This window comes from Bacillus sp. Je.9.29.b (assembly GCF_051129925.1).
GTDB classification, from domain to species: domain Bacteria; phylum Bacillota; class Bacilli; order Bacillales; family Bacillaceae; genus Bacillus; species Bacillus safensis.
Genome location: NZ_JBCPSO010000002.1, coordinates 1 through 22,528 on the forward strand (window position 1 = coordinate 1; position 22,528 = coordinate 22,528).

Genomic DNA, 22,528 nt, shown 5'->3' on the forward strand with positions numbered 1-22,528 from the left:
ATCAGGTTGATAGGTCTGAGGTGGAAGCGTGGTGACACGTGGAGCTGACAGATACTAATAGATCGAGGACTTAACCTATATTCTAATGTGAAGCATGAACATTGTTATCTAGTTTTGAGAGAACATTCTCTCCATCAGGTTTGGTGGCGATAGCGAAGAGGTCACACCCGTTCCCATACCGAACACGGAAGTTAAGCTCTTCAGCGCCGATGGTAGTTGGGGGTTTCCCCCTGTGAGAGTAGGACGCCGCCAAGCTTCTATAAGGATCAGTTCCAGTCGGAACTGGTCTTTTTTGTGCAAGTTGAGGGTACATACATTCACTTGTTTGATAAAAGATCGTGGCTTCATTTTATGTCCACAAGCAGCGTGTGAAATACTTGGATATAAAGAAAAAATGAGCCTATCGCATAAAACATTATCTATAAAAAAACAATAGAGAGACAGAGTGTCAGCTTATATAGGGAAATTAAAGATGTGTAAGCCTCTATGATTTTTATAAATGCTTACGGCTAAGAGATTACATATATCATTAAAGTATAAAAATAAGGGACTGCTAATATTTCTGAAGGAATCGAACGTTTTAAAAGAGAATATAGAAGAGAGAAGTTCAGCTGCTGAACGTGGAATAGTAGCTGTTTGAATAGGTGAAATGACGATCATTTGTTAAAAGAAATACGCAATGAAAATTGAAATAAAAATTTTTTAATATAGCCTTTACAAATGATTAAAACCTGTATATAATAATCTTTGTCGGATCGAGAGATTCCTACATAGTGGAGGATTAGCTCAGCTGGGAGAGCATCTGCCTTACAAGCAGAGGGTCGGCGGTTCGAGCCCGTCATCCTCCACCATATTTATTCTTACATAATGTTAGGATAGATAAAGCCGGTGTAGCTCAACTGGTAGAGCAACTGACTTGTAATCAGTAGGTTGGGGGTTCAAGTCCTCTTGCCGGCACCACTTTCATATGGTAAGATAGACAAGTCGCTTTTAAAGCGAGCCATTAGCTCAGTTGGTAGAGCATCTGACTTTTAATCAGAGGGTCGAAGGTTCGAGTCCTTCATGGCTCACCATGTTTCATGCGGGTGTGGCGGAATTGGCAGACGCGCTAGACTTAGGATCTAGTGTCTTTATGACGTGGGGGTTCAAGTCCCTTCACCCGCATTGCCAAATAAAATAAAGAAATCCTGTAATGCGGAAGTAGTTCAGTGGTAGAACACCACCTTGCCAAGGTGGGGGTCGCGGGTTCGAATCCCGTCTTCCGCTTATACCATCCACGCCGGGGTGGTGGAATTGGCAGACACACAGGACTTAAAATCCTGCGGTAGGTGACTACCGTGCCGGTTCAAGTCCGGCCCTCGGCATTATAAATAAGCGCCCGTAGCTCAATTGGATAGAGCGTTTGACTACGGATCAAAAGGTTAGGGGTTCGACTCCTCTCGGGCGCGCCATTAAGATCGGGAAGTAGCTCAGCTTGGTAGAGCACTTGGTTTGGGACCAAGGGGTCGCAGGTTCGAATCCTGTCTTCCCGACCATCTTTTATGGGGCCTTAGCTCAGCTGGGAGAGCGCCTGCCTTGCACGCAGGAGGTCAGCGGTTCGATCCCGCTAGGCTCCACTTTATAAAAGTATATTTTGATCATGGCGGTGTAGCTCAGCTGGCTAGAGCGTACGGTTCATACCCGTGAGGTCGGGGGTTCGATCCCCTCCGCCGCTATAAAGGACCTTTAGCTCAGTTGGTTAGAGCAGACGGCTCATAACCGTCCGGTCGTAGGTTCGAGTCCTACAAGGTCCACCATCTATACGGAGGAATACCCAAGTCCGGCTGAAGGGATCGGTCTTGAAAACCGACAGGGGTGTCAAAGCCCGCGGGGGTTCGAATCCCTCTTCCTCCGCCATATTTTTTAAATTCATATCATCGCGGGGTGGAGCAGTTCGGTAGCTCGTCGGGCTCATAACCCGAAGGTCGCAGGTTCAAATCCTGCCCCCGCAACCAAAATGGTCCGGTAGTTCAGTTGGTTAGAATGCCTGCCTGTCACGCAGGAGGTCGCGGGTTCGAGTCCCGTCCGGACCGCCATTTTTCAAAAGAATACATGGCTCGGTAGCTCAGTTGGTAGAGCAACGGACTGAAAATCCGTGTGTCGGCGGTTCGATTCCGTCCCGAGCCACTTTTATAAAAAAACATTCATAGTATGGCGGTTGTGGCGAAGTGGTTAACGCACCAGATTGTGGCTCTGGCACTCGTGGGTTCGATTCCCATCAATCGCCCCATACATATTTTTGCGGGTGTAGTTTAGTGGTAAAACCTCAGCCTTCCAAGCTGATGTCGTGGGTTCGATTCCCATCACCCGCTCCATTTGTATATCTGTTCATGGGCCTGTAGCTCAGCTGGTTAGAGCGCACGCCTGATAAGCGTGAGGTCGGTGGTTCGAGTCCACTCAGGCCCACCATGATCTTCCGCAGTAGCTCAGTGGTAGAGCTATCGGCTGTTAACCGATCGGTCGTAGGTTCGAGTCCTACCTGCGGAGCCAAATGGAGAAGTACTCAAGTGGCTGAAGAGGCGCCCCTGCTAAGGGTGTAGGTCGCGCAAGCGGCGCGAGGGTTCAAATCCCTCCTTCTCCGCCATTGTTCTGGCCCGTTGGTCAAGCGGTTAAGACACCGCCCTTTCACGGCGGTAACACGGGTTCGAATCCCGTACGGGTCATTTTTAAAAGAGATCTTGTCAAAGATCTCTTTTTTATTTTCTTCAAAACAAAAGACCCTATGATAGCGGTCTTTTTTTACATATTCATGGAATAGATCGTATAAGACAAGTATGTCGCAAAGAAGCCCCATAAGACATAAGGAATCAGTAAAATTGGAACGACTTTGCTTAGTTTACGCGATACGATGACAAGTGCGAGTGCTGTCAGTGCGACGAGCAGGCAGTCGATCGTAGCCACAAACAAATCCTTTTGTGTAAATTGAAAAAAGCTAAAGGCTTGATTGAATACATAATTTAAAAGGAAAAGAATCCAAAACGGTAATGTGATTTTTTGGAATCCATACTTTCCATAAATGATCGCTGCGGACAATGAGATGAGTGCAAACAAGACAGCCCATACAGCACCAATCACACCGCCACCAGGCGTCCATTCTGGTTTATTCAATGCGTCATACCATTCTCTGTCGATGGGGAACAAGAATCCGGCAATAGAGAATAGTGCGTATGTAATAAAGAAGACGACAATCGCCCAAATAATACTTTTTCTAGCCATCAAGAATCTCCTCCAATCAAATTCACTCTTAAAGTAATTTCCCAATAATTACATGATATAAACATAAAGCCCCCAATATGAGGGGACTAATGATTTTCTTCTGTATAAGGTTCTTCCTCGTACGGTTTCAAGTCACCAAATACCGTCATGACACCTTCTTCGTCTAATGCATCTTCATAGGCCTCGTGTGCTTTGTTCGGATACACCTTGCTTGATTTTCCTTCTATATCAGCAGCTGCGAATCCTTCGTAGTCCTCCACATAATCTTCATCTTCTGATTGTGTATACACATCATCGTATGTCAGAGGAGGGAATTCCATATCAGACGGGGTTTCAGAATTTCCGTAGCGTTCTACGTCTTGGTAGGCATCCTCTCCATCGTACGCAGCACTTTCTTCATTTTCAAATTGTCCCGCTGGCGGACTTAATAAATCCTCTTCAATCGGACGGTTTTGTGAAACGGTCTGTTCTTTTGAATGCTCTGTGCATGTGACGGCAGTAGGCAAGGCTTCTAAGCGTTCCTTTGGAATAGGGGCTTTACAGACTTTGCACAGACCATAAGAGCCGTCTGCAATGGCTTGAAGTGCTTCATTGATGTCTAACATATGTTCATGTTCCAAACTGTTTAAAGCAATATCTTTCCCACGCTCGAATAGCTCTGTCCCTTGATCACCCGGGTGGTTATCATAGGCAGACAATTCACCGATCGAATCGTAAGGAAAGGATACTTTCTGTTCATCGTCATGGCTTTTGGCTTCAAGTTCTTTCTTTTCATCGAGAAGGCGCTGCTTCAAATGATGTAATTCGTCTTTAGACAACAAAGCGATCATCCTTTCATATCAAACATATTGTTAGTATGAGCAATTTTGTATGTAAGACTAGTTCCAATTTGAAGCAATTCCTTATTAAAAAAACGCCTGCGGCTGCAGGCGTTTTTTGTTACGCGATATAGTATTGTAAGATCAAAGCGATCGTCAGCAGAAAACCAAAAAATGTATTGGTTTGAGCTGTAGACTTCATGGCATTCATTAATTCAATCGGTTTTTCTTTTTGCTTAAACTCTTTAATGGCTGTATAGGCTTTTGGCACACTGAGTAAAACAAGAAGACTCCAAAGACCGACGATATCTGTGAAGATATAAACAAAAATGAGTACATATGATACCAAAAACATAGAAAGTAAAATGTTCACTGCAGCTTTACGTCCAGCAAGAATGGCAAGTGTTCTTCGTCCATTTTCCTTATCTCCGTCTAAATCACGGATATTGTTCGACAGTAAAATGGCACCAACTAAAATAGAAATTGGTAGTGAGACGAGAACAGCTTTAGACGTCAGTGTGCCTGTTTGGATATAGAAACTAATCAGGATGATTCCTAATCCCATAAAAGCACCTGAAACAAGTTCTCCAAATGGTGTATATGCAATTGGTACAGGCCCGCCAGTATAGAAATAGCCTGCTGCCATACAAATAAGTCCTATTAGTGCAATCCACCAGCTAGACATCATGCAAATATATACCCCAAGTAATAAAGAAAGCGCAAATAGTGCATAAGCGAGGCTGAGAACTGTCTTTGGCTTCACACCGTTTCTTACAATGGCTCCGCCGATGCCGACAGATTTCTCGTTGTCGAGCCCGCGAACATAATCAAAGTACTCATTAAACATGTTTGTTGCGATTTGGATAAACATAGATGCAAATAGCATGGCTAAAAATAGCCCAACATGTATTTGACCACTTGGAAGTGCTAAAACAGTTCCTAAAGTAACGGGAATAAATGCCGCTGTTAGTGTATGCGGTCGTAGTAAATTCCACCAAATTCGCCAGTTTTTATCAGGCTTAATTGGTGAAAGCTGATCTGATATCGAATGATGCTGCATAAAATATACTCCTTTAAATAAAAAAATACGTACACGTCCAAATTCCAGTTTAGCAAAGTTCAAAAAGGTGTCAATATATTGATGCGATGAAACGGGAAAAAGATGTTTGCTAATCGTTGCCATATCGAAGGAAACTTGATTTTCGAACGAGGTCCGGCCATTTTACCTTAGATGCTCTCGTTTCAATAAGCAGGAGCGAAAAAATCTTGAAAGCGTGATATAATAAGGATTCGAGGTTTTAAAAGCTGTTTTCTTTACTAAGTTCATCTGTTAAGGTTTATAATAGAAAAGCAGGTCATTCGACATATTCGAATGTTCATGTATTTTTTCATTATGGTTTTATTTTTTTATGTTATTTCATGGGTTTTGGAGGAATGTATCATGGTGACAACAGTGCAAAGTACTTTCCGGCAGGAAGCGCTTGCGACATTAGAAGAAGCGAATAACGTCAACCATGCTGTTTTGATAAGCTACTCCAGAAGAGTTGACGATCTGGATCCTCTTGCCTTTTTCCAAAGCGGCGAAGCGGATTTTTTAGGCGAGCGGTTTTTTTGGTCTGATCCAGAAAGCCAAATGATATTTTCTGGACTTGGCAGAGCGGCCGTCATTAAATCATCTGAGCAAGGCAAGGAACGATTCGATATAATCCATCAAGAATGGGAACAGCTCAAGCAGCACATGTTCCATTTTCATGATGAGAAGGAGTTAAAGCAAGCGGCTGTTGGTCCGCTTTTATTTGGAGGATTTTCGTTTGATCCGTATGAAGAGAAGGCGCGTCATTGGGAAGCATTTGGCGAGGCTCATTTTTTCGTGCCATCGATCATGCTGACTGTCTCAAAAGAAGGCAGTTTTCTTACGATCAATGAGTGGAAGCAGGTGGACGGGAATGTTCATCAGCTTATTCAGGAATTAGAACAAAAAGCCTCTCGTTTCGAGACATTGCCAGTACGGACTGGTGGACAAGCTGAACTTGTTCATATGGAAGAGCTGGATGTGAAGGAATGGATGAAGGCGATCCAAGAAGCGACAGACCACATTCGTGCAAATGAATATGAAAAGGTTGTTTTAGCAAGAGAAGTCTTGCTTCACTATAAAAATCAAATTGAACTCGCTCCACTATTAGCAGAATTATTAAAGCATCAAACAACGAGTTATGTATTTGCGGTTGAACAAGGAAGACAAGCATTTGTCGGAGCCACGCCGGAGCGCTTAGTGAAAAAAAGCGGCGGAGAGGTCTTTTCATCCTGTTTAGCAGGTTCCATTGTTCGCGGAAAAGATGAAGCGGAGGATCACGCATTAGGCGAGGAACTGCTGCATGATGAGAAGAATTTGATTGAGCATCAAATTGTCGTCAATATGATTGAGCAAGCATTTGAAGCGAATTGCCTTCACGTGCATAAACCAAATCAACCAAGTCTTTATAAAACAAAAAACATTCAGCATTTGTTTACACCGATTGTGGGAGAAATCAAAAGCAGCTGTTCCCTCTTTTCATTAATTGAGCAGCTTCATCCGACGCCGGCACTAGGCGGATATCCTAAGGAAAAGGCGGTTGAAGTGATTCGTGAAATCGAACCGCTCAAGCGCGGCTGGTATGCAGCGCCGGTAGGCTGGATTGATTCTCAGGATAATGGAGAATTTGCTGTAGCCATTCGGTCTGGTCTTATTGAGGAAGATCATGTTCGTTTATTCGCTGGCTGCGGAATTGTAGAGGATTCCCTTGCAAAGCAGGAGTATGAGGAAACACAAGTGAAGTTAAGACCAATGCTGTCTGCTCTTGGAGGTCATCCTATTGAATAATCACATCATGACAACATATATAGGCAGATTGATGGATGAATTTGTCCAAGGTGGTGTGAAAGAGGCAGTAGTCTGTCCTGGTTCTCGTTCAACTCCGCTTGCAATGCTGGCCCTTGCTCATCAGGACATCCATGTCCATGTTTTAGTGGACGAACGGTCTGCTGCTTTTTATGCGCTTGGTCTTGCAAAAGCAAGTCAATCGCCAGTGCTGCTTATTTGTACATCAGGTACGGCAGCAGCTAACTTTTACCCAGCCATTGTAGAGGCGCATTATTCTCGTGTACCTCTTATTGTTTTAACTGCTGATCGGCCGCACGAATTGAGAGAAGTTGGGGCACCTCAAGCGATTGATCAGCAATTCTTATTCGGTAAGTTTGTTAAATGGTTCACAGACTTAGCGTTGCCAGAGGAAAGTCAAACGATGCTGCGTTATGTTCAGACGGCAGCTGCGAGAGCAAATCACATGTCGATGCAGGAGCCAAAGGGGCCTGTTCAGGTCAATGTACCTCTGAGAGAACCATTGCTTCCTGATCTGTCTATTGATCCTTTCGCGCGAGAAGAATCAGACACGAAAAAGGTATTAGCATCAGGTCAGGCTTTCCCAAATGATCGAGTGATGTCTGAAATCGTGACTGCCTTGAACCAATCTAAAAAGGGAATGATTGTGGCTGGTGAACTTCATACACAGGAAGAAAAAGAGGCAGTTTTACGCCTTTCGAAAGCCCTGCATTTTCCTATTTTAGCTGACCCGCTTTCTCTTTTGCGCAACGGGCATGAGAATAAAGAGCTAATTATCGATGCTTATGATTCTTTATTGAAAGATGAAGCATTGCAACAGCATCTATTGCCGGATATGATCATTCGTTTTGGCCCGATGCCTGTGTCTAAGCCCTTATTCAAGTGGCTGGAAAAACATGCGGAAGTAAAGCAGGTTGTTGTAGATGCTGCCGGGGGCTTCCGTGATCCTGGGTTAAGTGCTTCATACGTCATTGAAAGTACTGTCTCTGCTTTTGTAGAAGCAGCATTAAATCAAGCAGAAAAACGTGAGGAGACAAGTTTCTTAAAACGCTGGCAGAATGCTAATTCTTCATTTAGAACGCATGCAGCCCGCTTTTCAGATGAGGATTTGTCCTTCGAGGGGAATGTGTACCGTCAGCTTCAGCACCTCTTGCCAAAGGAGAGTGTCCTTTTTATCGGAAATAGTATGCCAATTCGTGATGTAGATACATTTTTTGAAACTCAGTCCAAGCCTTTTCGAATGATGGCGAATCGCGGAGCAAATGGCATTGACGGCGTTGTATCCACAGCACTTGGCACGTATGCAGCTTTAAAGCAGCCAGTTACTTTAGTCATTGGAGATTTATCATTTTACCATGATATGAACGGTCTGCTTGCAGCTAAACTGATGGACATTCCGCTGACAGTTGTTTTGATAAACAATGATGGGGGAGGTATCTTTTCTTTCCTTCCGCAGGCGTCTGATGAACCGTATTATGAAAAGCTCTTCGGTACGCCGACAGGACTGAATTTTGAGTATGCATCGAAGTTATATGGGGGAACCTATTCGAAACCGGCATCGAAACAAGAGTTACATGATGTGTATATGGCACACATCGATGAACCTGGGCTTCATTTAATTGAAATTGAAACAGATCGTCATTCCCGTGTAGACAAGCATCGTCAAATGATGGATGACATATTGGAAGAAGTGAAAAAAGAATGCCTTCTCTCATCATAAGAATGCGTGATGGGGTAGCGTACGAAGTGGTGGACCAGAACCCTTCGGCAGCAAATGCCACACTATGCTTACACGGCTTCACTGGAAGTGCAGCGTCTTGGACGTTCTTGAATGCTTATTTGGAGAATACAAGACTGATTCAGGTCAGCTTGCTCGGACATGGGCGTACGGACTCGCCAGAAAGTGTGAGAAGATATACAATGTCTCAGCAGCTGGCAGATCTTGCAGAGATTTTAAACCAATTAAAGCTTCACAAAGTGAATATTCTCGGATATTCTATGGGAGGACGTATTGCTTTATCATTTGCCGCTCGTTATCCAGATCGTGTCAATAAATTGATCCTTGAGAGTACGTCTCCAGGGCTACGCACTTTTAAAGAGCGGATGGCAAGACTGAAGCATGATCATCAGCTCGCTCAAAAAATCAGACATGAGGGCTTAGTGAAGTTTGTGGATTTTTGGGAAAGCATTCCTTTGTTTGCTTCGCAGAAAACTTTATCAGCTGAAAGGCAGACTGAGCTGAGAGAGGGAAGACTGAAGGCCAATCCTCTTGGGCTGGCTCGCAGCTTAGAAGGAATTGGAACAGGTTCACAGCCGTCTGTTTGGAAGGCATTAAAGCATATTCATTTGCCTGTATTATTCATTTGCGGAACGCTTGATGAAAAGTTCTGCCTTATCGGGAAACGTATGCAGCAGGAGCTGAAAGGAAGTCAATTCATTTTGGCGGAGCATGCTGGGCATACAGTTCATGTGGAACAACCACATTTTTTTGGTAAAATAGTAAGTGAGTTTATTTTAGCGCAAGATTAGAGGAGGAAATATTGATGGCTATTGAATGGCAAACTGAGCGTCAGTATGACGAAATTTTATATGAAACGTACAATGGGATCGCAAAGATTACGATTAATCGTCCACACGTACATAACGCGTTTACCCCAAAGACTGTTAGTGAATTAATTGATGCATTTTCACGAGCTCGTGATCATTCAGAAGTTGGTGTGATCGTACTTGCAGGTGCTGGCGGAAAAGCATTCTGTTCTGGTGGAGATCAAAAAGTTCGCGGCCATGGCGGTTATGTAGGAGACGATCAAATTCCACGTCTAAATGTATTAGACTTACAGCGTTTGATTCGTGTCATTCCAAAACCAGTTATCGCAATGGTGGCAGGGTATGCGATTGGCGGAGGACACGTTCTTCACGTTGTGTGTGACCTGACGATTGCAGCAGATAATGCGATTTTTGGACAAACAGGTCCAAAAGTAGGCAGCTTTGATGCTGGTTATGGTTCAGGCTACCTTGCACGTATTGTTGGTCATAAGAAAGCAAGAGAAATTTGGTACTTATGCCGTCAATACAATGCACAAGAAGCGCTTGATATGGGACTTGTTAACACAGTTGTACCATTAGATCAGCTTGAAGAGGAAACCGTGAAGTGGTGTGAGGAGATGCTAGAAAAGAGCCCGACTGCTTTACGATTCTTGAAGGCTGCATTTAACGCAGATACAGATGGATTAGCTGGAATTCAGCAATTTGCAGGAGATGCGACTCTTCTTTATTACACAACAGATGAAGCAAAAGAAGGACGCGATTCCTTTAAGGAAAAACGCAAGCCGGACTTCGGCCAGTTCCCGCGTTTCCCTTGATTCAATGATATTAATGAAAACAGCTTAGTGCATCAGACTAAGCTGTTTTCTTTTACGAAAAGGAGGTGTCATGATGAAGCAACCTAATTGGCTGCTGCACCGTGCCTATTTAACGCCAGATCGAGTCGCACTTATTTATCAAGAGAAAGAGTGGACATTTCACGAATTAGCTCATGAAGTGGACGAGCTTTCAAATAGACTTGCACAGGCATCATTGAAAAAAGGGGAAACGGTTGCCCTTTTGATGAACAATCATCCTCACATGGTGATGCTTGTACATGCCTGTTTTTTATTAGGGTTAAAAATTGTGCTATTGAATAATAAGCTGACAAAAGCTGAAAGACGCTATCAGCTAGAAGATGCAAAAGCAGCGGCTTTATTAACGGAATCTATTTATGCAAGCGACCATGAGGGTGATTTACCCGTTTATACAATGGAAACTTTACCTGAACCAGGGCAAGGCCATGACAAGAAGATCGAGAGCGAATTTGATTTGAATGAAACAGCGACCATCATGTATACATCTGGGACTACAGGACGTCCAAAAGGGGTAGAGCAAACGTTTGGCAATCATTTTCATAGTGCAGTTTCCTCTGCACTGAATCTGGGTCTCAGAGAGGTTGACCGCTGGCTCATTTCCCTGCCTCTTTTTCATATTAGCGGCTTATCCGCTTTATTTAAGTCTGTGATATATGGGATGACAGTCGTGCTTCATCAGAAGTTTGATGTTGATGAAGTAAAGGATTCTATTGAACGGCATCGTGTGACGATGATTTCTGTTGTTCAGACGATGTTATCTCGTTTATTAAGCAGACTGGAAGAATGTCCATCTTCTTTGCGCTGTCTTTTATTAGGCGGAGGGCCTGCGCCTTATGCGATGCTCCAAGAAAGCAAAGAGAAGGGCTTTCCTGTCTTTCAATCGTACGGGATGACGGAAACCTGTTCACAAATTGTGACCCTTGCGCCCGAATTTAGCGTAGAGAAACTTGGTTCAGCGGGAAAACCTCTTTTTGGGTGTGAGCTGAAAATTCAAGATGGTGATCGCATTTGCCGTCCTTTTGAGCATGGCGAAATTATGGTGAAAGGTGCAAATGTGATGAAAGGATACCTTTACCGTGAAGAAGCGACCTCGGATGCCTTTGATGAGGGCTGGCTGAAAACGGGCGATATTGGCTATGTGGATGAGGAAGGGTTCTTATTTGTGCTTGACCGCCGTTCAGATTTAATTATTTCTGGCGGAGAAAATATTTATCCTGCGGAAATTGAAGCGGTTCTGCTAACACATCCGCATGTAAAGGAAGCCGGAGTAACGGGTATGTATGATGATAGATGGGGAGAGGTACCTGCTGCTTTCCTTGTAACAGATGATAAGATACCGGAGAATGAGCTCTATGCTTTATGTGGGTCGCATTTAGCCAAATATAAATGGCCCGCAGCTTTTCACTTTGTGGACGAGCTGCCAAGAAATGCGTCGAATAAATTGCAAAGGCACAGACTCAGATCAAAGGGGTTTTCAAATGATTCAAATTGAACGAGTAATTTTATATCATGTCACGATGAAGCTTAAACAGCCATTTACAACAAGTCTTGGAACCATTTCAGAGCGTGAGTTTATTATTGTTGAAGTCAAAGATCAGACAGGATTGACTGGATGGGGAGAAGTTTCTGCTTTTTCTTCTCCGTGGTATACAGAAGAAACAATTGAGACTTGCTATCATATGCTGAGGGCTTTCTTTATCCCGAACGTGCTGACGCGCACCTTTACACATCCTTCAGAAATCCCTGACAGTCTGTATCATTTTAAAGGCAATAGGATGGCGAAAGCAGGCATTGAAGCGGCTGTTTGGGATATTTATGCGAAGCGTGAGAATAAGTCTTTACGCGATGTATTAGGCGGTACAAAAGATAAAATACCATCTGGCGTTGTGGCGGGGTTAGGCCCTATTGACGATATGCTTGAGCAAATTCAGCAATTTGTTGACCAAGGCTATCAGCGGGTGAAGGTGAAAATTAAACCAGGACAAGATATTGGACTTCTTCAAAAGATCAGAGAGTCTTTTCCTGATCTGCCATTAATGGCAGATGCAAACTCTGCTTATGAATTAAAAGATATTAGCAAGCTTAAGCAGCTCGACGATATTCGTTTATTAATGATTGAACAGCCTTTAGCTGCAGATGATATTGTGGACCATCGCCATTTGCAAAAGCATTTAAAAACGCCGATTTGTTTAGATGAAAGTATCTGTTCTTTAGATGATGCTAGAAAAGCTGTAGAGCTTGGCAGCTGTCAAATTATTAATGTGAAGCCTTCACGAGTTGGCGGATTGACAGAGGCTCTTAAAATTCATACGTTCAGTAAGGAGCATCAAATTCCATTATGGTGCGGAGGGATGATTGAAACAGGTATTTCCCGAGCGCAGAACGTAGCACTTGCTTCGCTTCCTCAATTTACGATTCCCGGTGATATTTCAGCTTCGTCAAAATTTTGGGAGCAGGATATCATTTTTCCTGAAATTAAGGTTGAAAATGGGTTTATTGAGGTGCCCCGCTCCCCAGGAATGGGCGTGGAAGTTGATTACCAAGCGCTCCGTTCGTTTTCAGATAAAATCGACGTGTTTACAAAACATGATTTTGTGAGATAAAAACGAAGGAATCACCTTTTGCATCCCCAATATAATCTAGGTATAGTGAGAGAAAGTTTTTCCTTCCTGTCTGAACAAAAAAGAAAGAGCGGTGATCCGCTCTTTCTTACTCTTCAACCAGCTCGCTGTCAAAAGCAAGCTGTCCGATATACTGATGAATTTCACTTGGCATGTTTGATGCATGTCCATATTCATAATCCCAAAGATTTAAAAAGGAGTGAGCGGCTTGGTGGAATGCGGCTTCATCCGCGTCATGAATTTCGTCAAAAAACGTTTGAAGCAGCCGATCGTGTTTCAAATTGAAGCGCCTCCTTTAATGAGACTTAAAGGTCTTGTGGTTTAAACGTTTTACAATCCGTTTCTTCACTTTTCTCAGCCGTATTTCCTGTGTGGCTGACGACATATATTGCATCTGCACCACAGCGGTTTCCAGCATTCCAATAGGAACAGTTATTGACTTCACAAAGGATTTTTTGACTCATACAGATGACCTCCTTTTGAGTATGTCTTTCATCTATAATGTAACCGAAATGAAGCTCGTCCATTCATGTTAATCTTCCTGGCGAATATAGCGCTTATCCTTCATAAATAATTTCCAGAAGAAATAAAATCCGGGAAACAAGATGATAAACCCTACAATATAGGTGATAAATAATGCCCTAAATGTGACAGGGTCTGTAAATCCAGACATGATTGTAATATCTGGATAAGCCATGTAAGGCAAATGGGCACGCCCATACACATAGCTTGCTAAGAAATATTGAATGGTAATTGCAATGACGGCAAGGCGTGGTCTCCCTTTCCGATGCTTAAACCGGCTGTTTGGTAAAAATAGAGCCAGTCCTGCGAGCAGAAACATTAAGAGAGATACAAGAAGAATAGGAATGTTCTGCATCATTTTTGTGAACAGCCAATTGGCCTCGCTTCGTAATGTCAGCATGATAAAAAAGGCCATCATGAGTGAAAGTGGACCCGTAATGAGCGCCCCTCTTCTATAAATGCTGTAAGCTTCATCTTCATCAGCAACATTAGAGAAATCAGCTAAAAGCAAGGACGAAAGAAAAAGGGTGCTGAAAATGGCAAAGCCGACAAAAGAATAGACATTTGCACTTGTAAAGACCAGTCCAAGATCTAATGAGTAGACGTTGTTCTCCTGAAAGATAAAGCCACCATGGGTGATTGGGAGAACCATGATCAGGATGGACGGAATGATAAAGCCGCTGATCCCTGAAATATACGTCACCGCTTTTCGGTATTTCTTAGGCAGTGAATGAGAAAACACGAGAAACCCGCTTCGCAGTGCAAGAAGCAATAATATAATGCTGCCGGGTATTAATAAAACGGTACCAAGTACAAAGGTCGCACCTGGAAACAGGCTGAACAATGCGACAACGATGGCGACAATAAAGACGTTTGTCACTTCCCATGTTGGAGAAAGGTACTTATTTGCGATATTAGCGGCCTTTGTTTGTTCTCTATTCATATAAATCATCGACCAAAATCCTGCGCCGAAATCCATTGATGCCATCACTGCATAGATAAAAACGAATCCCCATAAGATGGTGATTGCAATGAGCGCATCAGTTGTAACATCCATTTGCATCAAGATCGCTCCCTTTTTAAGATTCTGTTAACCGTAGGTCTTCTTCAATCGAATGTTTTCTAAAGTAGTACGTCAGCACAATAACGGTTGCTATGCCTAAGATGAGATAGACAATGGCAAAAAGGATAAAAAGTGTCCCGATCGAGCCTGATGATGTGACAACCTCTGACGTTTTGAGCATTCGATAAATGACCCATGGCTGGCGGCCTGTACAAGCAAAGATCCAGCCAAATTCAATAGCCAAAAGACTAAGAGGCCCGCCGAATAAGTAAAGAAAAAGAAGCCACTTCGGAAATTTGTCCCGTTTTAAAATTTTACGGTAAAGCAGCGCTAATACCGCAAATAGAATGAGTACCGATCCAATAATGACCATGCCGTTAAATAATGTGTGTATAAATAAAGGCGGCCACTCGTCACGAGGAAAATCATTTAAGCCTTTGACCACTGTATCGAAGCTATTTCCTGCCAGAAAACTGAGCGCCCAAGGAATTTCGATCGCACCTTTAATTTCCTGCGAATCAGCATCCGTAAAACCACCTATTGCAAGAGGCGCATGTGATTGCGTTTCAAATAAACCTTCAGCTCCAGCCAGCTTTTCAGGCTGATATTCATACAGAAGCTGAGCGGATTCGTGGCCATTTAAGGCTGTTAGAAAAGAGAAAAGTCCTCCTACAATGAGTCCAAGAAAAAGGGCTTTTCGATGAAATGTATAGAGCTTCTCATTTTTTCTCGTTTTGAGCATTTTAAAAGCTGCAACTGAAGCAATCACAAAAGCACCTGTTGTAAAAGCAGACAGCACAACATGTGTAGCAGTTACAGCAAAGCTTGGATTGAAAAAGGCCTTCCAAGGCTCGATATTTGTGATTTCTCCATTTACCATCTGAAAGCCAGCAGGAGTTCCTTCAAAAGCATGTACGTTTGTAATTAGAATCGCTGATGCAGCTGCACCAATGACGATAAAAATAACCGTAATGATGCGCATTGCATTTGATAGGCGGTCCGCTGCGTACACATAAATAGACATAAATAATGCTTCTATAAAGAACGCATAGATTTCAATCTGGAATGGCAGTGACATGACCTTTCCGATGACCTCCATAAAACCTGGCCATAAAAGGGCAAGCTGCGTACCAGCAATGGTGCCTGTTGGAATGGCGACCCCTAACAGAACAGCCTGTGCTTTTGTCCACCGCTTGGCCATGATGGCATAATGCGGGTCCTTCGTTTTTTGAAAGATGAGTTCAGCTAACAAAATCATTAGCGGGATGCCAACGCCAAGCGAGGCATAAATAATATGAAAGCCCATGGTTGTGCCGAACAGGCTTCTAGCTAAAACGAGATCAGTCAATTTTTTCTCCGCCTTTCTTATCGCTTCTCTTTTTCATGATGCTTATTATTCTCCACCATTTTTAGATTATTCTTCCTGACTAAGAAAGCTTGTTTTTTGACAAGTTGTAAAAGAGGGAGTAGAATATAAATATAAAACGTAACAATTACGTTTTATTAACGAAAGGAGTTTTGACATTGAAAAAAGATATTCATCCAACCTCACATGAAGTTGTATTTATGGACGTAAACAGCGGTTACCGCTTCTTGAGTAGATCAACAAAGACATCAAACGAGACAGTAGAGTGGGAAGATGGGAAAACGTATCCTGTCATTAAAGTAGAAACAAGCTCTGATACGCATCCTTTTTATACAGGACGTCAAAAATTCGGAGAAAAAGGCGGAAGAGCTGAGCAGTTTAAGAAAAAATATCAAATGTAATCAAAAAAGCACGCCCGATAACGGTGTGCTTTTTTTACAGCAAAAAACCCCGGTTGATCACCCGGGGTTCAAAAGCATTAATCATTTAATGCAGTTTTTAAGGTCTTTAAGTTTTGTTTCATTAAGCTGACGTAGTTTTCGCCATTTTTGGCATCATCTTCAGTAATGGATTCTAGATTTTTAAGGGTCAAGCTTTTTGCCCCAATTTCACTGCGGATTGTATCTGATACTTTGCTGCTGACATTGTTTTCAAAAATAACGTATTGAATGTGATGCTTTTCCGCTTTTTGTACAATGTTTTCGAGCTGTTTTTGTGATGGCTCCTCAGAAGCGGATAACCCTAAAACACTGATTTGCTCAATGCCATAGCGCTTTTCCCAATAACCATAAGCTGCGTGAGAAACAAGAATTTCTTTATGTTTAGCTTTAGATAACGTTGTTTTAAATTCTTGATCTAACGATTGCAAATCTTTTTTTAGATGTTCATAGTTTTTTGTGTATTCGTCTTTATGATCTGGATCTAAAGAGACGAGTGTGTCTTTAATGTTTTTCGCCATTTGCTGTGCATAAACTGGGTCTAACCATGCATGAGGGTCTTTATCTCCGTGATCGTGCCCGTCATGATCATGGTCGTGGTCTTGACCTTCATGGTCATGATCTTCGCCTTCTTCATGTGCATGTTCTTCTTTTGTCGATAACAATTTGATGCCTTCGGCTGCTTTGACTGTTTTCACACCTTGGTCTTTTAAAGTGGCAGCAGTTTTGTCTGCGAATGCTTCAGCCCCTGTGCCGCTATAGATAAAGGCATCACCTTCAGCCATTTCAACCATTGTTTTTGAACTTGGTTCAAAGCTGTGTGCATCTGCATTTGCAGGATACACGCTTTGAGCATGAACGTGAGAGCCGCCAATTTTTTCAGTGAAATCTTGAATTGGGAAGATCGTGGTGTAAATGATTAGTTTCCCGTCTGCCTTTCCTTTTGAAGCATTAGGGCCCGCACTGCTTGAGCAAGCGGCAAGACCGATCGCGAATAAAGCAGCTGTTAAAATAAAAAAGATTTTTTTCATGTAGAAAATGTCTCCTCTCAATCTAATAGATAGAAATGATTACGATTTAATGTCCTGAGTTATTGTATCGTAATAATTACGATTTGAAAAGAGGAAAATAAAAAATTTTCATCAGCAGATGTTTTCTTTAAAAAAATAAGCTGCAAAACGTGACGAAATTTCTTACATTGTGCTATATTTATTTTTAAAAAAAGATAAAGGAATGGACAAACGTATGAAACTTTTAGATGAAATCATCGAATATAATCAACAATTTATTGAAGAGAAGAAATACGAAGAGTTTACAACAACAAAGTTTCCACAGAAAAAAGCTGTCATTCTATCGTGTATGGATACAAGACTTGTTGAACTGCTTCCACGTGCCATGAACATGAAAAATGGTGATATTAAGATTGTCAAAAGTGCTGGGGCGCTTGTTTCTCATCCATTTGGAAGTATTATGCGAAGCATTTTAGTTGCTGTTTACGAATTAAATGCTGACGAAGTATATGTCATTGGGCATCATGATTGCGGGATGAGTAAAATAGACAGCCAGACACTTTTAAATAAAGCCGTTGAGCGCGGTATTCCAGAAAAACGTATTGAAGTACTGGAATACTCAGGAATTGATTTTAAACAGTGGCTCAAAAGCTTTAGTTCAGTTGAAGAGAGCGTGAAGGACAGTGTGTCTGTAGTAAAAAATCACCCGCTTCTTCCATCAGATGTACCTGTACATGGGCTTGTCATTGACCCTGGAACAGGGAAGCTTGACTTAGTTGTCAACGGATATGAAGAAAAGTAAGTTATTTTTCCTTTTTAGGCGGAACAGGATCGATGCCTCCAGGATGAAGCGGATGACATTTCAAAATCCGTTTTATGGTGAGCCAGCCGCCCTTGATCGCGCCATGCGTTTTGATTGCCTCTAGTCCATAGTTTGAGCATGTTGGATAAAACCGGCAGCTTGGCGGTGTCAGAGGGGATATACATTTTTGATAAAAGCGTATCATGCCGATAAAAATTTGTTTCATAGAGCTTCCTCCTTGTCTGTCTTCCACAGTATAAGAAAAAAGGACAAGGAAGGAAAGTTTTATAAACTAAACTGGTCGGAGAAATATGTTATAATATAGGAAATTGCAATTATAGGAGTGGTGATTATGCCTTCAGTCGAAAGCTTTGAACTTGATCATAATGCTGTAAAAGCGCCATATGTTCGTCATTGCGGCGTTCATAAAGTGGGATCAGATGGGGAAGTAAATAAATTCGATATTCGTTTTTGTCAGCCCAACAAGCAGGCGATGAAACCTGATACGATTCATACATTAGAGCATTTGCTTGCGTTTAATATTAGAACACACTCAGAGAAATATGATCATTTTGATATCATCGATATTTCTCCAATGGGCTGCCAGACAGGCTACTATTTAGTTGTCAGTGGTGCACCAACTCCAAAAGAGATCGTTGAACTTCTTGATGCAACATTCAAGGATGCGGTTGAAGTAACAGAAATACCTGCTGCAAACGAAGAGCAATGCGGCCAAGCGAAGCTTCATGATCTTGAAGGGGCAAAACGTTTAATGCGTTTCTGGCTTTCTCAGGATCAAGAAGAGCTTTTAAAAGTATTTGGTTAATAGAATGATGAACCGGACATTTAGATGTCCGGTTTTTTATTTGAATTCAAACAGAGATGTCAAAATAGGGGATATTTGTTAAAATGGACATGTCAGTAAAAGAAGGGGGAAACGCAGGATGCGAAAAATGTTGGGAATGATTCTGATGCTCACGTTATTGAGTGCATGTGGAAACTCTGCAGCAAATAGCGGCAAAGGGGAAGTGCCTGAGCTATTAGAAGTAAAGCTCACAGGACCTGAACAAGTGGAGAAAAATGAAAGCGTTATAGTAAAAGCAGCTGTCACATACGGTGATACGCCTGTTGATGATGCAGATGATGTTCAATTTGAAGTGTGGAAAGATGGCGACAAGGATAACAGCAAGATGATTCAGCCAAAGAAAGAAAACAAAGGTGTATACGAATTGCACACAGCCTTCAAAAAAGATGGCCTTTATATCATACAAGTCCATGTGACAGCTAAACAGCAGCATAATATGCCGAAAACGAACATCCACGTAGGTGAGGTGAAAAAAGAGAGTTCAACTACTGCAGAAGAAGAAACCTCACATCATTAAAAGCGGATTTATTTTGGATTAGGACGTTGATTTGGTTCTGCATCCTGTGGTGAATCGACTTTATGCTTATATTCATAAGCCTTCGATGTCGTCCACAATGATAAAAAGACAACGATTGAGATAATGATAAAGCTGATAATCCCAAGTAACAGCATCTAACTCCCTCCTTATTTCCATATTAACATATATTTCATGCAGTCAAAATAGAAGAAATTGACGGCAGGTTTCAGTATAATAAGAAAAGGGTATTCTCATACTAAACGCAATTACATAAGGAGGAATAAATATGTCTGAACAATTATTAAACGTCGTCAATAAACAAGTAGCTGATTGGACTGTGCTTTACGTGAAATTACATAACTATCATTGGTATGTAAAGGGGAAAGATTTCTTTACACTCCATGAGAAATTTGAAGAACTATATACAGAAACAGCTACATATATTGATGATTTGGCTGAGCGTATGCTTGCTTTAAATGGACAGCCTGTTGCGACAATGAAAGAGTGCTTAGAAATTTCCAGCATTCAAGAAGCAGAGGGCAAAGAATCAGCGGAGCAAATGGTGAAAAATCTATATGATGATTTCTCCAATATCGCTGAGGAATTAAAGCAAGGAATGGAGCTAGCTGCAGAGGTTGGCGATGAAACTACAGGTGATATGCTGCTTGCGATTCATCAATCCATTGAAAAACACAACTGGATGCTTAAAGCATATTTAGGATAATACACGTATGTGAAAAGAATGTCGGTCATAAATAGGCCGACATTCTTTTTTTACTGGAATCGGGACAGACAGCCCATTGAAATCATAGGGCTTTCAGCCGAAGAGAAAAGAGAAGGGAGGGAAGAAGATGTCTTCTATTGCAGGAATGATGAGTCAGCAAGTAGCGAGCATTCAAAAGACACTCAATATTAGTTTGTTGAATTCACAGCTTGCTACGAATACAGCACAAGCTATGGTGATGCTGGATCAAGTGCAGCAGCAGCCTCAAGCTGTTCAACCAAAGGATTCAGATGCTTCATTTATTGATGTCAGAGTCTAAAAAGAGAAGCCGCCTCATGGGCGGCTTCAGCGTGTAGACAAACCCTCGCATTCGGTGTCAGGTCTGCGCTCCGGTGCTCACGAATGTTTCAATTCGCTCCGCTCCGGTACTCGCCCTTCCTAGGGCTGCAAAGGTTTTCTATCACTCTGAAAAGAAGACAAAGGGCTAAAATCAAGATCATTTTAGCCCTTTGTCAACAGTCTAAAGCCGCCTCATGGGCGGCTTTTTTGGTCTCATTCGTCTCCCTGAATACATAACAGCGCCTTTATTTTTTGTCGTCCAAGCTATTGCGAGAATTCGGCATATACTATTGAGGTAAGGAGTTCCACTTTGAAAGGATGTTGATGCCAAGTGAGCAAGGATTTAGGCATCTTTTCGTTGGTTACAGTGAGTTTGTCGGCGATGGGCTTTCTGTTTGGTGGAGCAGGATATTTACTGATGATTTTAGTGACGTTGATGGCTATTGAATTAATTTGTTCAAGCCTAAGAGAATCTTTGACTGGGCAGCTCACAATGAAACGGTTTTTGACACGGATTGTTCGAAAGGTCGTGACAGTCTCCTTAATATCTATGGCACATTTCTTCGATGTCATGCTGAAGACAAATGGGACGATTAAGGATTTAGCGATCATCTTTTATATTATTTATGAATCTTACCAAATCGTCTCGACAGCCAGAGCCCTTGGAGTTCCCATTCCACAGTTGTTTATTGATGTATTGGACATGTTGAAAAATAAATTGCGCAAAAAGCCGTAATTTCCTCATATCTGGTCATACTAAAGGAAAAAGGATGATTCAGATGGCGAGACACACATACTATGTATCCGTACAAGATGGATCGATATCGCAGCATAGAGATGCAGCGGCTTGGCAATTTCAAATAGAAGCAGATGATGATCAAATTTTGCAGCTGAGAGACTACTTCGATGAACAGTATATGACAGATTGGAAAGGCTTCTTTCGGGCGCATGTTCCGTTTCTTGAATATCATTTTGATAGTCCAAATGATGAAATGGATAGAAAAAGAAAAGAGATTTACACAATGATTTATGAGCTCGGCAATGAAGAAACAAGGAGCTTTATTGAGACAAATGGCTTGATGAATTGAAAAAGCATGTAGAGAATCTCTACATGCTTTATTTTCGCGGTTGTAAAATGCCTCCGATCAAATCACTGATCCCGCCGCCTCTATTTTCTTGCTGTGAATTGGTGAATTCATGAGAGGAGCTCTGGCTCTGAGGTTTGTAGCGATTATCATCTAAGCCCACCCGTAAGCCAGATGTGCGCTCAGATGGCTGGATAATGACGATTTGATCTTGTTCCTGGAACTCAAATAAGTAGGATTCGCCAGATGTTTGTCCAATGAAAGTTTTCCAGTTCACATCTAGTTTGACCTTCGGTGCTTTGCCTGTCCAAGCAACAATTGCGTCAGGGTCTACACGGCAGGGGGCTTTTAAAATGAGCGGATTTCCATTCGTTTTAATAGCGACCTGCGCTCCGTGCCCTTGATAAGAGAGTTTTGATGTAAACAGTCCTTTCTGTGATAAAATACCAACGCCCACTGGTGTGACGCCGTAATGGCATTCCTCAGTAAAGGCAAGTAAATCTTCACTTTCTACACTTACATGCTGCCAAGGACCGCTTGGCTCAAGGTTAATCACGGTTACATGCTCGCTTGCATCCGCCAAGTAGCAAGTACCTTGTCCACTCACTTCCATCATCTCAAGGTTTTCACCTGTGAATTTTCTGCTGATATGGTTAAATACTTGGCTGACCATATTTCCTTTATTCGTTCCAAGTAATCGCTTGCGGTATTGGAAACTTCCTTGATCAGCAATCATGGCGCCTTTTTTGGCAAAAAAGATTCCGCTGCCTTCTGCTTGTAAGGTAAGTTCTTCTATCGTGTTGAAATGAAATCCCATAGGTGCCG

At 42.2% G+C, this 22,528-nt stretch carries 25 protein-coding genes, 21 tRNA genes and 1 rRNA gene; 36 read left to right on the forward strand and 11 right to left on the reverse strand.

The features are described from left to right. Nucleotides 1-139 precede the first annotated feature (139 nt). The 22 genes from rrf to AAZR19_RS03265 all read left to right on the forward strand — a co-directional run bounded on the left by rrf (nucleotide 140) and on the right by AAZR19_RS03265 (nucleotide 2,702). Nucleotides 140-255: ribosomal RNA gene (rrf, locus tag AAZR19_RS03160) — 5S ribosomal RNA — on the forward strand. Nucleotides 256-775: 520 nt separating this feature from the next. Further along, a tRNA-Val gene (locus AAZR19_RS03165) sits at nucleotides 776-851 on the forward strand. Between the two features lie 33 nt (nucleotides 852-884). Further along, a tRNA-Thr gene (locus AAZR19_RS03170) sits at nucleotides 885-960 on the forward strand. A gap of 37 nt (nucleotides 961-997) precedes the next feature. Beyond that, nucleotides 998-1,073 (forward strand) — tRNA-Lys (locus AAZR19_RS03175). Nucleotides 1,074-1,081: 8 nt separating this feature from the next. Further along, nucleotides 1,082-1,164 (forward strand) — tRNA-Leu (locus AAZR19_RS03180). Between the two features lie 30 nt (nucleotides 1,165-1,194). Continuing rightward, nucleotides 1,195-1,266: transfer RNA gene (locus tag AAZR19_RS03185), tRNA-Gly, on the forward strand. A 12-nt stretch (nucleotides 1,267-1,278) separates the two neighbouring features. Further along, nucleotides 1,279-1,364, forward strand: a tRNA-Leu gene (locus tag AAZR19_RS03190). 10 nt (nucleotides 1,365-1,374) lie between these two features. After that, nucleotides 1,375-1,451: transfer RNA gene (locus tag AAZR19_RS03195), tRNA-Arg, on the forward strand. Between the two features lie 7 nt (nucleotides 1,452-1,458). After that, a tRNA-Pro gene (locus AAZR19_RS03200) sits at nucleotides 1,459-1,535 on the forward strand. Between the two features lie 8 nt (nucleotides 1,536-1,543). Further along, nucleotides 1,544-1,616, forward strand: a tRNA-Ala gene (locus tag AAZR19_RS03205). A 25-nt stretch (nucleotides 1,617-1,641) separates the two neighbouring features. After that, nucleotides 1,642-1,715, forward strand: a tRNA-Met gene (locus AAZR19_RS03210). A 4-nt stretch (nucleotides 1,716-1,719) separates the two neighbouring features. Beyond that, nucleotides 1,720-1,796, forward strand: a tRNA-Ile gene (locus AAZR19_RS03215). 7 nt (nucleotides 1,797-1,803) lie between these two features. Continuing rightward, nucleotides 1,804-1,896, forward strand: a tRNA-Ser gene (locus AAZR19_RS03220). 21 nt (nucleotides 1,897-1,917) lie between these two features. Next, a tRNA-Met gene (locus tag AAZR19_RS03225) sits at nucleotides 1,918-1,994 on the forward strand. Between the two features lie 4 nt (nucleotides 1,995-1,998). After that, nucleotides 1,999-2,075, forward strand: a tRNA-Asp gene (locus AAZR19_RS03230). Between the two features lie 18 nt (nucleotides 2,076-2,093). Then, nucleotides 2,094-2,166, forward strand: a tRNA-Phe gene (locus AAZR19_RS03235). 27 nt (nucleotides 2,167-2,193) lie between these two features. Further along, nucleotides 2,194-2,269, forward strand: a tRNA-His gene (locus AAZR19_RS03240). Between the two features lie 11 nt (nucleotides 2,270-2,280). After that, nucleotides 2,281-2,354 (forward strand) — tRNA-Gly (locus tag AAZR19_RS03245). A gap of 17 nt (nucleotides 2,355-2,371) precedes the next feature. After that, nucleotides 2,372-2,448, forward strand: a tRNA-Ile gene (locus AAZR19_RS03250). A 6-nt stretch (nucleotides 2,449-2,454) separates the two neighbouring features. Further along, nucleotides 2,455-2,529 (forward strand) — tRNA-Asn (locus AAZR19_RS03255). A gap of 3 nt (nucleotides 2,530-2,532) precedes the next feature. Next, nucleotides 2,533-2,623: transfer RNA gene (locus AAZR19_RS03260), tRNA-Ser, on the forward strand. A gap of 7 nt (nucleotides 2,624-2,630) precedes the next feature. Continuing rightward, nucleotides 2,631-2,702 (forward strand) — tRNA-Glu (locus AAZR19_RS03265). A 76-nt stretch (nucleotides 2,703-2,778) separates the two neighbouring features. Here AAZR19_RS03265 and AAZR19_RS03270 read toward each other — a convergent pair. The 3 genes from AAZR19_RS03270 to AAZR19_RS03280 all read right to left on the reverse strand — a co-directional run bounded on the left by AAZR19_RS03270 (nucleotide 2,779) and on the right by AAZR19_RS03280 (nucleotide 5,133). Next, nucleotides 2,779-3,255 carry a TspO/MBR family protein gene (locus tag AAZR19_RS03270; RefSeq protein ID WP_024424942.1) on the reverse strand — a complete coding sequence of 159 codons (477 nt, stop codon included), beginning with the start codon at nucleotides 3,253-3,255 and terminating at the stop codon, nucleotides 2,779-2,781. Nucleotides 3,256-3,341: 86 nt separating this feature from the next. Next, nucleotides 3,342-4,076, reverse strand: coding sequence for a TraR/DksA C4-type zinc finger protein (locus AAZR19_RS03275; protein ID WP_326349504.1), 735 nt, complete (start codon nucleotides 4,074-4,076; stop codon nucleotides 3,342-3,344). 118 nt (nucleotides 4,077-4,194) lie between these two features. Next, on the reverse strand, nucleotides 4,195-5,133 hold the full coding sequence (locus AAZR19_RS03280) for a 1,4-dihydroxy-2-naphthoate polyprenyltransferase (protein WP_076839349.1): 939 nt from the start codon (nucleotides 5,131-5,133) through the stop codon (nucleotides 4,195-4,197). A gap of 381 nt (nucleotides 5,134-5,514) precedes the next feature. On the opposite strand from AAZR19_RS03280, the gene AAZR19_RS03285 reads away from it, so the two are divergent. The 6 genes from AAZR19_RS03285 to menC all read left to right on the forward strand — a co-directional run bounded on the left by AAZR19_RS03285 (nucleotide 5,515) and on the right by menC (nucleotide 12,955). Further along, entirely contained in the window at nucleotides 5,515-6,933 is a 1,419-nt protein-coding gene (locus AAZR19_RS03285) for an isochorismate synthase (RefSeq protein ID WP_076839347.1), read from the forward strand. Beyond that, nucleotides 6,926-8,671: a 2-succinyl-5-enolpyruvyl-6-hydroxy-3-cyclohexene-1-carboxylic-acid synthase gene (gene menD, locus AAZR19_RS03290; protein WP_076839346.1), complete on the forward strand. Its 1,746-nt coding sequence runs from the start codon at nucleotides 6,926-6,928 to the stop codon at nucleotides 8,669-8,671. Before AAZR19_RS03285 ends, menD begins: the two co-directional genes overlap by 8 nt. Next, nucleotides 8,653-9,480 (forward strand): 2-succinyl-6-hydroxy-2,4-cyclohexadiene-1-carboxylate synthase, encoded by an 828-nt coding sequence (gene menH / locus AAZR19_RS03295; protein ID WP_076839344.1) that lies wholly within the window; start codon nucleotides 8,653-8,655, stop codon nucleotides 9,478-9,480. Before menD ends, menH begins: the two co-directional genes overlap by 19 nt. 14 nt (nucleotides 9,481-9,494) lie before the next feature. Next, a complete protein-coding gene (gene menB, locus AAZR19_RS03300; RefSeq protein WP_041107389.1) occupies nucleotides 9,495-10,313 on the forward strand; it encodes a 1,4-dihydroxy-2-naphthoyl-CoA synthase in 819 nt (272 codons plus the stop codon). A gap of 70 nt (nucleotides 10,314-10,383) precedes the next feature. Next, a complete protein-coding gene (locus tag AAZR19_RS03305; RefSeq protein WP_076839342.1) occupies nucleotides 10,384-11,844 on the forward strand; it encodes an o-succinylbenzoate--CoA ligase in 1,461 nt (486 codons plus the stop codon). After that, a complete protein-coding gene (gene menC / locus AAZR19_RS03310) occupies nucleotides 11,831-12,955 on the forward strand; it encodes an o-succinylbenzoate synthase (RefSeq protein ID WP_024425781.1) in 1,125 nt (374 codons plus the stop codon). The genes AAZR19_RS03305 and menC overlap by 14 nt, the downstream gene beginning before the upstream one ends. Before the next feature lie 106 nt (nucleotides 12,956-13,061). On the opposite strand, the gene AAZR19_RS03315 is transcribed toward menC, so the two are convergent. From AAZR19_RS03315 to AAZR19_RS03330, 4 genes are all read right to left on the reverse strand, one after another. Beyond that, nucleotides 13,062-13,253: a hypothetical protein gene (locus tag AAZR19_RS03315; protein ID WP_076839341.1), complete on the reverse strand. Its 192-nt coding sequence runs from the start codon at nucleotides 13,251-13,253 to the stop codon at nucleotides 13,062-13,064. A gap of 25 nt (nucleotides 13,254-13,278) precedes the next feature. Next, on the reverse strand, nucleotides 13,279-13,437 hold the full coding sequence (locus AAZR19_RS03320) for a DUF1540 domain-containing protein (protein ID WP_008360682.1): 159 nt from the start codon (nucleotides 13,435-13,437) through the stop codon (nucleotides 13,279-13,281). Between the two features lie 68 nt (nucleotides 13,438-13,505). Further along, nucleotides 13,506-14,552: a cytochrome d ubiquinol oxidase subunit II gene (locus AAZR19_RS03325; RefSeq protein ID WP_170871266.1), complete on the reverse strand. Its 1,047-nt coding sequence runs from the start codon at nucleotides 14,550-14,552 to the stop codon at nucleotides 13,506-13,508. Nucleotides 14,553-14,574: 22 nt separating this feature from the next. Continuing rightward, on the reverse strand, nucleotides 14,575-15,906 hold the full coding sequence (locus tag AAZR19_RS03330) for a cytochrome ubiquinol oxidase subunit I (RefSeq protein WP_024425783.1): 1,332 nt from the start codon (nucleotides 15,904-15,906) through the stop codon (nucleotides 14,575-14,577). Between the two features lie 176 nt (nucleotides 15,907-16,082). Here AAZR19_RS03330 and AAZR19_RS03335 point away from each other — a divergent pair, with 176 nt between their 5' ends. Continuing rightward, nucleotides 16,083-16,325, forward strand: a complete 243-nt coding sequence (locus AAZR19_RS03335; protein ID WP_076839339.1) for a type B 50S ribosomal protein L31 — start codon at nucleotides 16,083-16,085, stop codon at nucleotides 16,323-16,325. A 77-nt stretch (nucleotides 16,326-16,402) separates the two neighbouring features. On the opposite strand, the gene AAZR19_RS03340 is transcribed toward AAZR19_RS03335, so the two are convergent. Beyond that, the gene (locus AAZR19_RS03340) at nucleotides 16,403-17,392 is read right to left on the reverse strand and encodes a metal ABC transporter solute-binding protein, Zn/Mn family (protein ID WP_434702304.1); all 990 of its coding nucleotides are present in this window, start codon (nucleotides 17,390-17,392) and stop codon (nucleotides 16,403-16,405) included. 214 nt (nucleotides 17,393-17,606) lie between these two features. Between AAZR19_RS03340 and AAZR19_RS03345 the strand changes: the two genes are divergently transcribed. Beyond that, on the forward strand, nucleotides 17,607-18,173 hold the full coding sequence (locus AAZR19_RS03345) for a beta-class carbonic anhydrase (protein ID WP_024424929.1): 567 nt from the start codon (nucleotides 17,607-17,609) through the stop codon (nucleotides 18,171-18,173). Nucleotide 18,174: 1 nt separating this feature from the next. Here AAZR19_RS03345 and yidD read toward each other — a convergent pair whose 3' ends face one another. After that, nucleotides 18,175-18,399 (reverse strand): membrane protein insertion efficiency factor YidD, encoded by a 225-nt coding sequence (gene yidD / locus AAZR19_RS03350; protein ID WP_041107381.1) that lies wholly within the window; start codon nucleotides 18,397-18,399, stop codon nucleotides 18,175-18,177. Nucleotides 18,400-18,525: 126 nt separating this feature from the next. Between yidD and AAZR19_RS03355 the strand changes: the two genes are divergently transcribed. After that, nucleotides 18,526-18,999 (forward strand): S-ribosylhomocysteine lyase, encoded by a 474-nt coding sequence (locus AAZR19_RS03355; RefSeq protein ID WP_003217624.1) that lies wholly within the window; start codon nucleotides 18,526-18,528, stop codon nucleotides 18,997-18,999. A 118-nt stretch (nucleotides 19,000-19,117) separates the two neighbouring features. Further along, nucleotides 19,118-19,555 (forward strand): FixH family protein, encoded by a 438-nt coding sequence (locus AAZR19_RS03360; RefSeq protein WP_024424927.1) that lies wholly within the window; start codon nucleotides 19,118-19,120, stop codon nucleotides 19,553-19,555. A gap of 8 nt (nucleotides 19,556-19,563) precedes the next feature. On the opposite strand, the gene ytzI is transcribed toward AAZR19_RS03360, so the two are convergent. Continuing rightward, the gene (ytzI, locus tag AAZR19_RS03365; RefSeq protein WP_003217544.1) at nucleotides 19,564-19,710 is read right to left on the reverse strand and encodes a YtzI protein; all 147 of its coding nucleotides are present in this window, start codon (nucleotides 19,708-19,710) and stop codon (nucleotides 19,564-19,566) included. A 131-nt stretch (nucleotides 19,711-19,841) separates the two neighbouring features. Here ytzI and AAZR19_RS03370 point away from each other — a divergent pair, with 131 nt between their 5' ends. The 4 genes from AAZR19_RS03370 (at nucleotide 19,842) to AAZR19_RS03385 (ending at nucleotide 21,706) form a co-directional block, all read left to right on the forward strand. After that, nucleotides 19,842-20,279, forward strand: coding sequence for a Dps family protein (locus AAZR19_RS03370; RefSeq protein WP_024424926.1), 438 nt, complete (start codon nucleotides 19,842-19,844; stop codon nucleotides 20,277-20,279). 127 nt (nucleotides 20,280-20,406) lie between these two features. Beyond that, entirely contained in the window at nucleotides 20,407-20,598 is a 192-nt protein-coding gene (locus AAZR19_RS03375; RefSeq protein WP_024424925.1) for a hypothetical protein, read from the forward strand. Nucleotides 20,599-20,949: 351 nt separating this feature from the next. Further along, nucleotides 20,950-21,354, forward strand: a complete 405-nt coding sequence (locus AAZR19_RS03380) for a phage holin family protein (RefSeq protein WP_076839335.1) — start codon at nucleotides 20,950-20,952, stop codon at nucleotides 21,352-21,354. A gap of 43 nt (nucleotides 21,355-21,397) precedes the next feature. After that, entirely contained in the window at nucleotides 21,398-21,706 is a 309-nt protein-coding gene (locus AAZR19_RS03385) for a hypothetical protein (RefSeq protein WP_041107377.1), read from the forward strand. Nucleotides 21,707-21,734: 28 nt separating this feature from the next. On the opposite strand, the gene AAZR19_RS03390 is transcribed toward AAZR19_RS03385, so the two are convergent. Then, the gene (locus AAZR19_RS03390; protein ID WP_024424922.1) at nucleotides 21,735-22,520 is read right to left on the reverse strand and encodes an AIM24 family protein; all 786 of its coding nucleotides are present in this window, start codon (nucleotides 22,518-22,520) and stop codon (nucleotides 21,735-21,737) included. Nucleotides 22,521-22,528: the final 8 nt, after the last annotated feature.

Bases quoted from the DNA above. Each gene is read 5' to 3' on its own strand.
- AAZR19_RS03270 (WP_024424942.1), bottom strand. From the start codon at position 3,255: ATGGCTAGAAAAAGTATTATTTGGGCGATTGTCGTCTTCTTTATTACA.
- AAZR19_RS03280 (WP_076839349.1), bottom strand. From the start codon at position 5,133: ATGCAGCATCATTCGATATCAGATCAGCTTTCACCAATTAAGCCTGAT.
- AAZR19_RS03285 (WP_076839347.1), top strand. From the start codon at position 5,515: ATGGTGACAACAGTGCAAAGTACTTTCCGGCAGGAAGCGCTTGCGACA.
- menH (WP_076839344.1), top strand. From the start codon at position 8,653: ATGCCTTCTCTCATCATAAGAATGCGTGATGGGGTAGCGTACGAAGTG.
- menB (WP_041107389.1), top strand. From the start codon at position 9,495: ATGGCTATTGAATGGCAAACTGAGCGTCAGTATGACGAAATTTTATAT.
- AAZR19_RS03305 (WP_076839342.1), top strand. From the start codon at position 10,384: ATGATGAAGCAACCTAATTGGCTGCTGCACCGTGCCTATTTAACGCCA.
- menC (WP_024425781.1), top strand. From the start codon at position 11,831: ATGATTCAAATTGAACGAGTAATTTTATATCATGTCACGATGAAGCTT.
- AAZR19_RS03320 (WP_008360682.1), bottom strand. From the start codon at position 13,437: ATGAGTCAAAAAATCCTTTGTGAAGTCAATAACTGTTCCTATTGGAAT.
- AAZR19_RS03325 (WP_170871266.1), bottom strand. From the start codon at position 14,552: ATGGATGTTACAACTGATGCGCTCATTGCAATCACCATCTTATGGGGA.
- AAZR19_RS03340 (WP_434702304.1), bottom strand. From the start codon at position 17,392: ATGAAAAAAATCTTTTTTATTTTAACAGCTGCTTTATTCGCGATCGGT.
- AAZR19_RS03345 (WP_024424929.1), top strand. From the start codon at position 17,607: ATGAAACTTTTAGATGAAATCATCGAATATAATCAACAATTTATTGAA.
- yidD (WP_041107381.1), bottom strand. From the start codon at position 18,399: ATGAAACAAATTTTTATCGGCATGATACGCTTTTATCAAAAATGTATA.
- AAZR19_RS03355 (WP_003217624.1), top strand. From the start codon at position 18,526: ATGCCTTCAGTCGAAAGCTTTGAACTTGATCATAATGCTGTAAAAGCG.
- AAZR19_RS03360 (WP_024424927.1), top strand. From the start codon at position 19,118: ATGCGAAAAATGTTGGGAATGATTCTGATGCTCACGTTATTGAGTGCA.
- ytzI (WP_003217544.1), bottom strand. From the start codon at position 19,710: ATGCTGTTACTTGGGATTATCAGCTTTATCATTATCTCAATCGTTGTC.
- AAZR19_RS03370 (WP_024424926.1), top strand. From the start codon at position 19,842: ATGTCTGAACAATTATTAAACGTCGTCAATAAACAAGTAGCTGATTGG.
- AAZR19_RS03375 (WP_024424925.1), top strand. From the start codon at position 20,407: ATGTCTTCTATTGCAGGAATGATGAGTCAGCAAGTAGCGAGCATTCAA.
- AAZR19_RS03385 (WP_041107377.1), top strand. From the start codon at position 21,398: ATGGCGAGACACACATACTATGTATCCGTACAAGATGGATCGATATCG.
- AAZR19_RS03390 (WP_024424922.1), bottom strand. From the start codon at position 22,520: ATGGGATTTCATTTCAACACGATAGAAGAACTTACCTTACAAGCAGAA.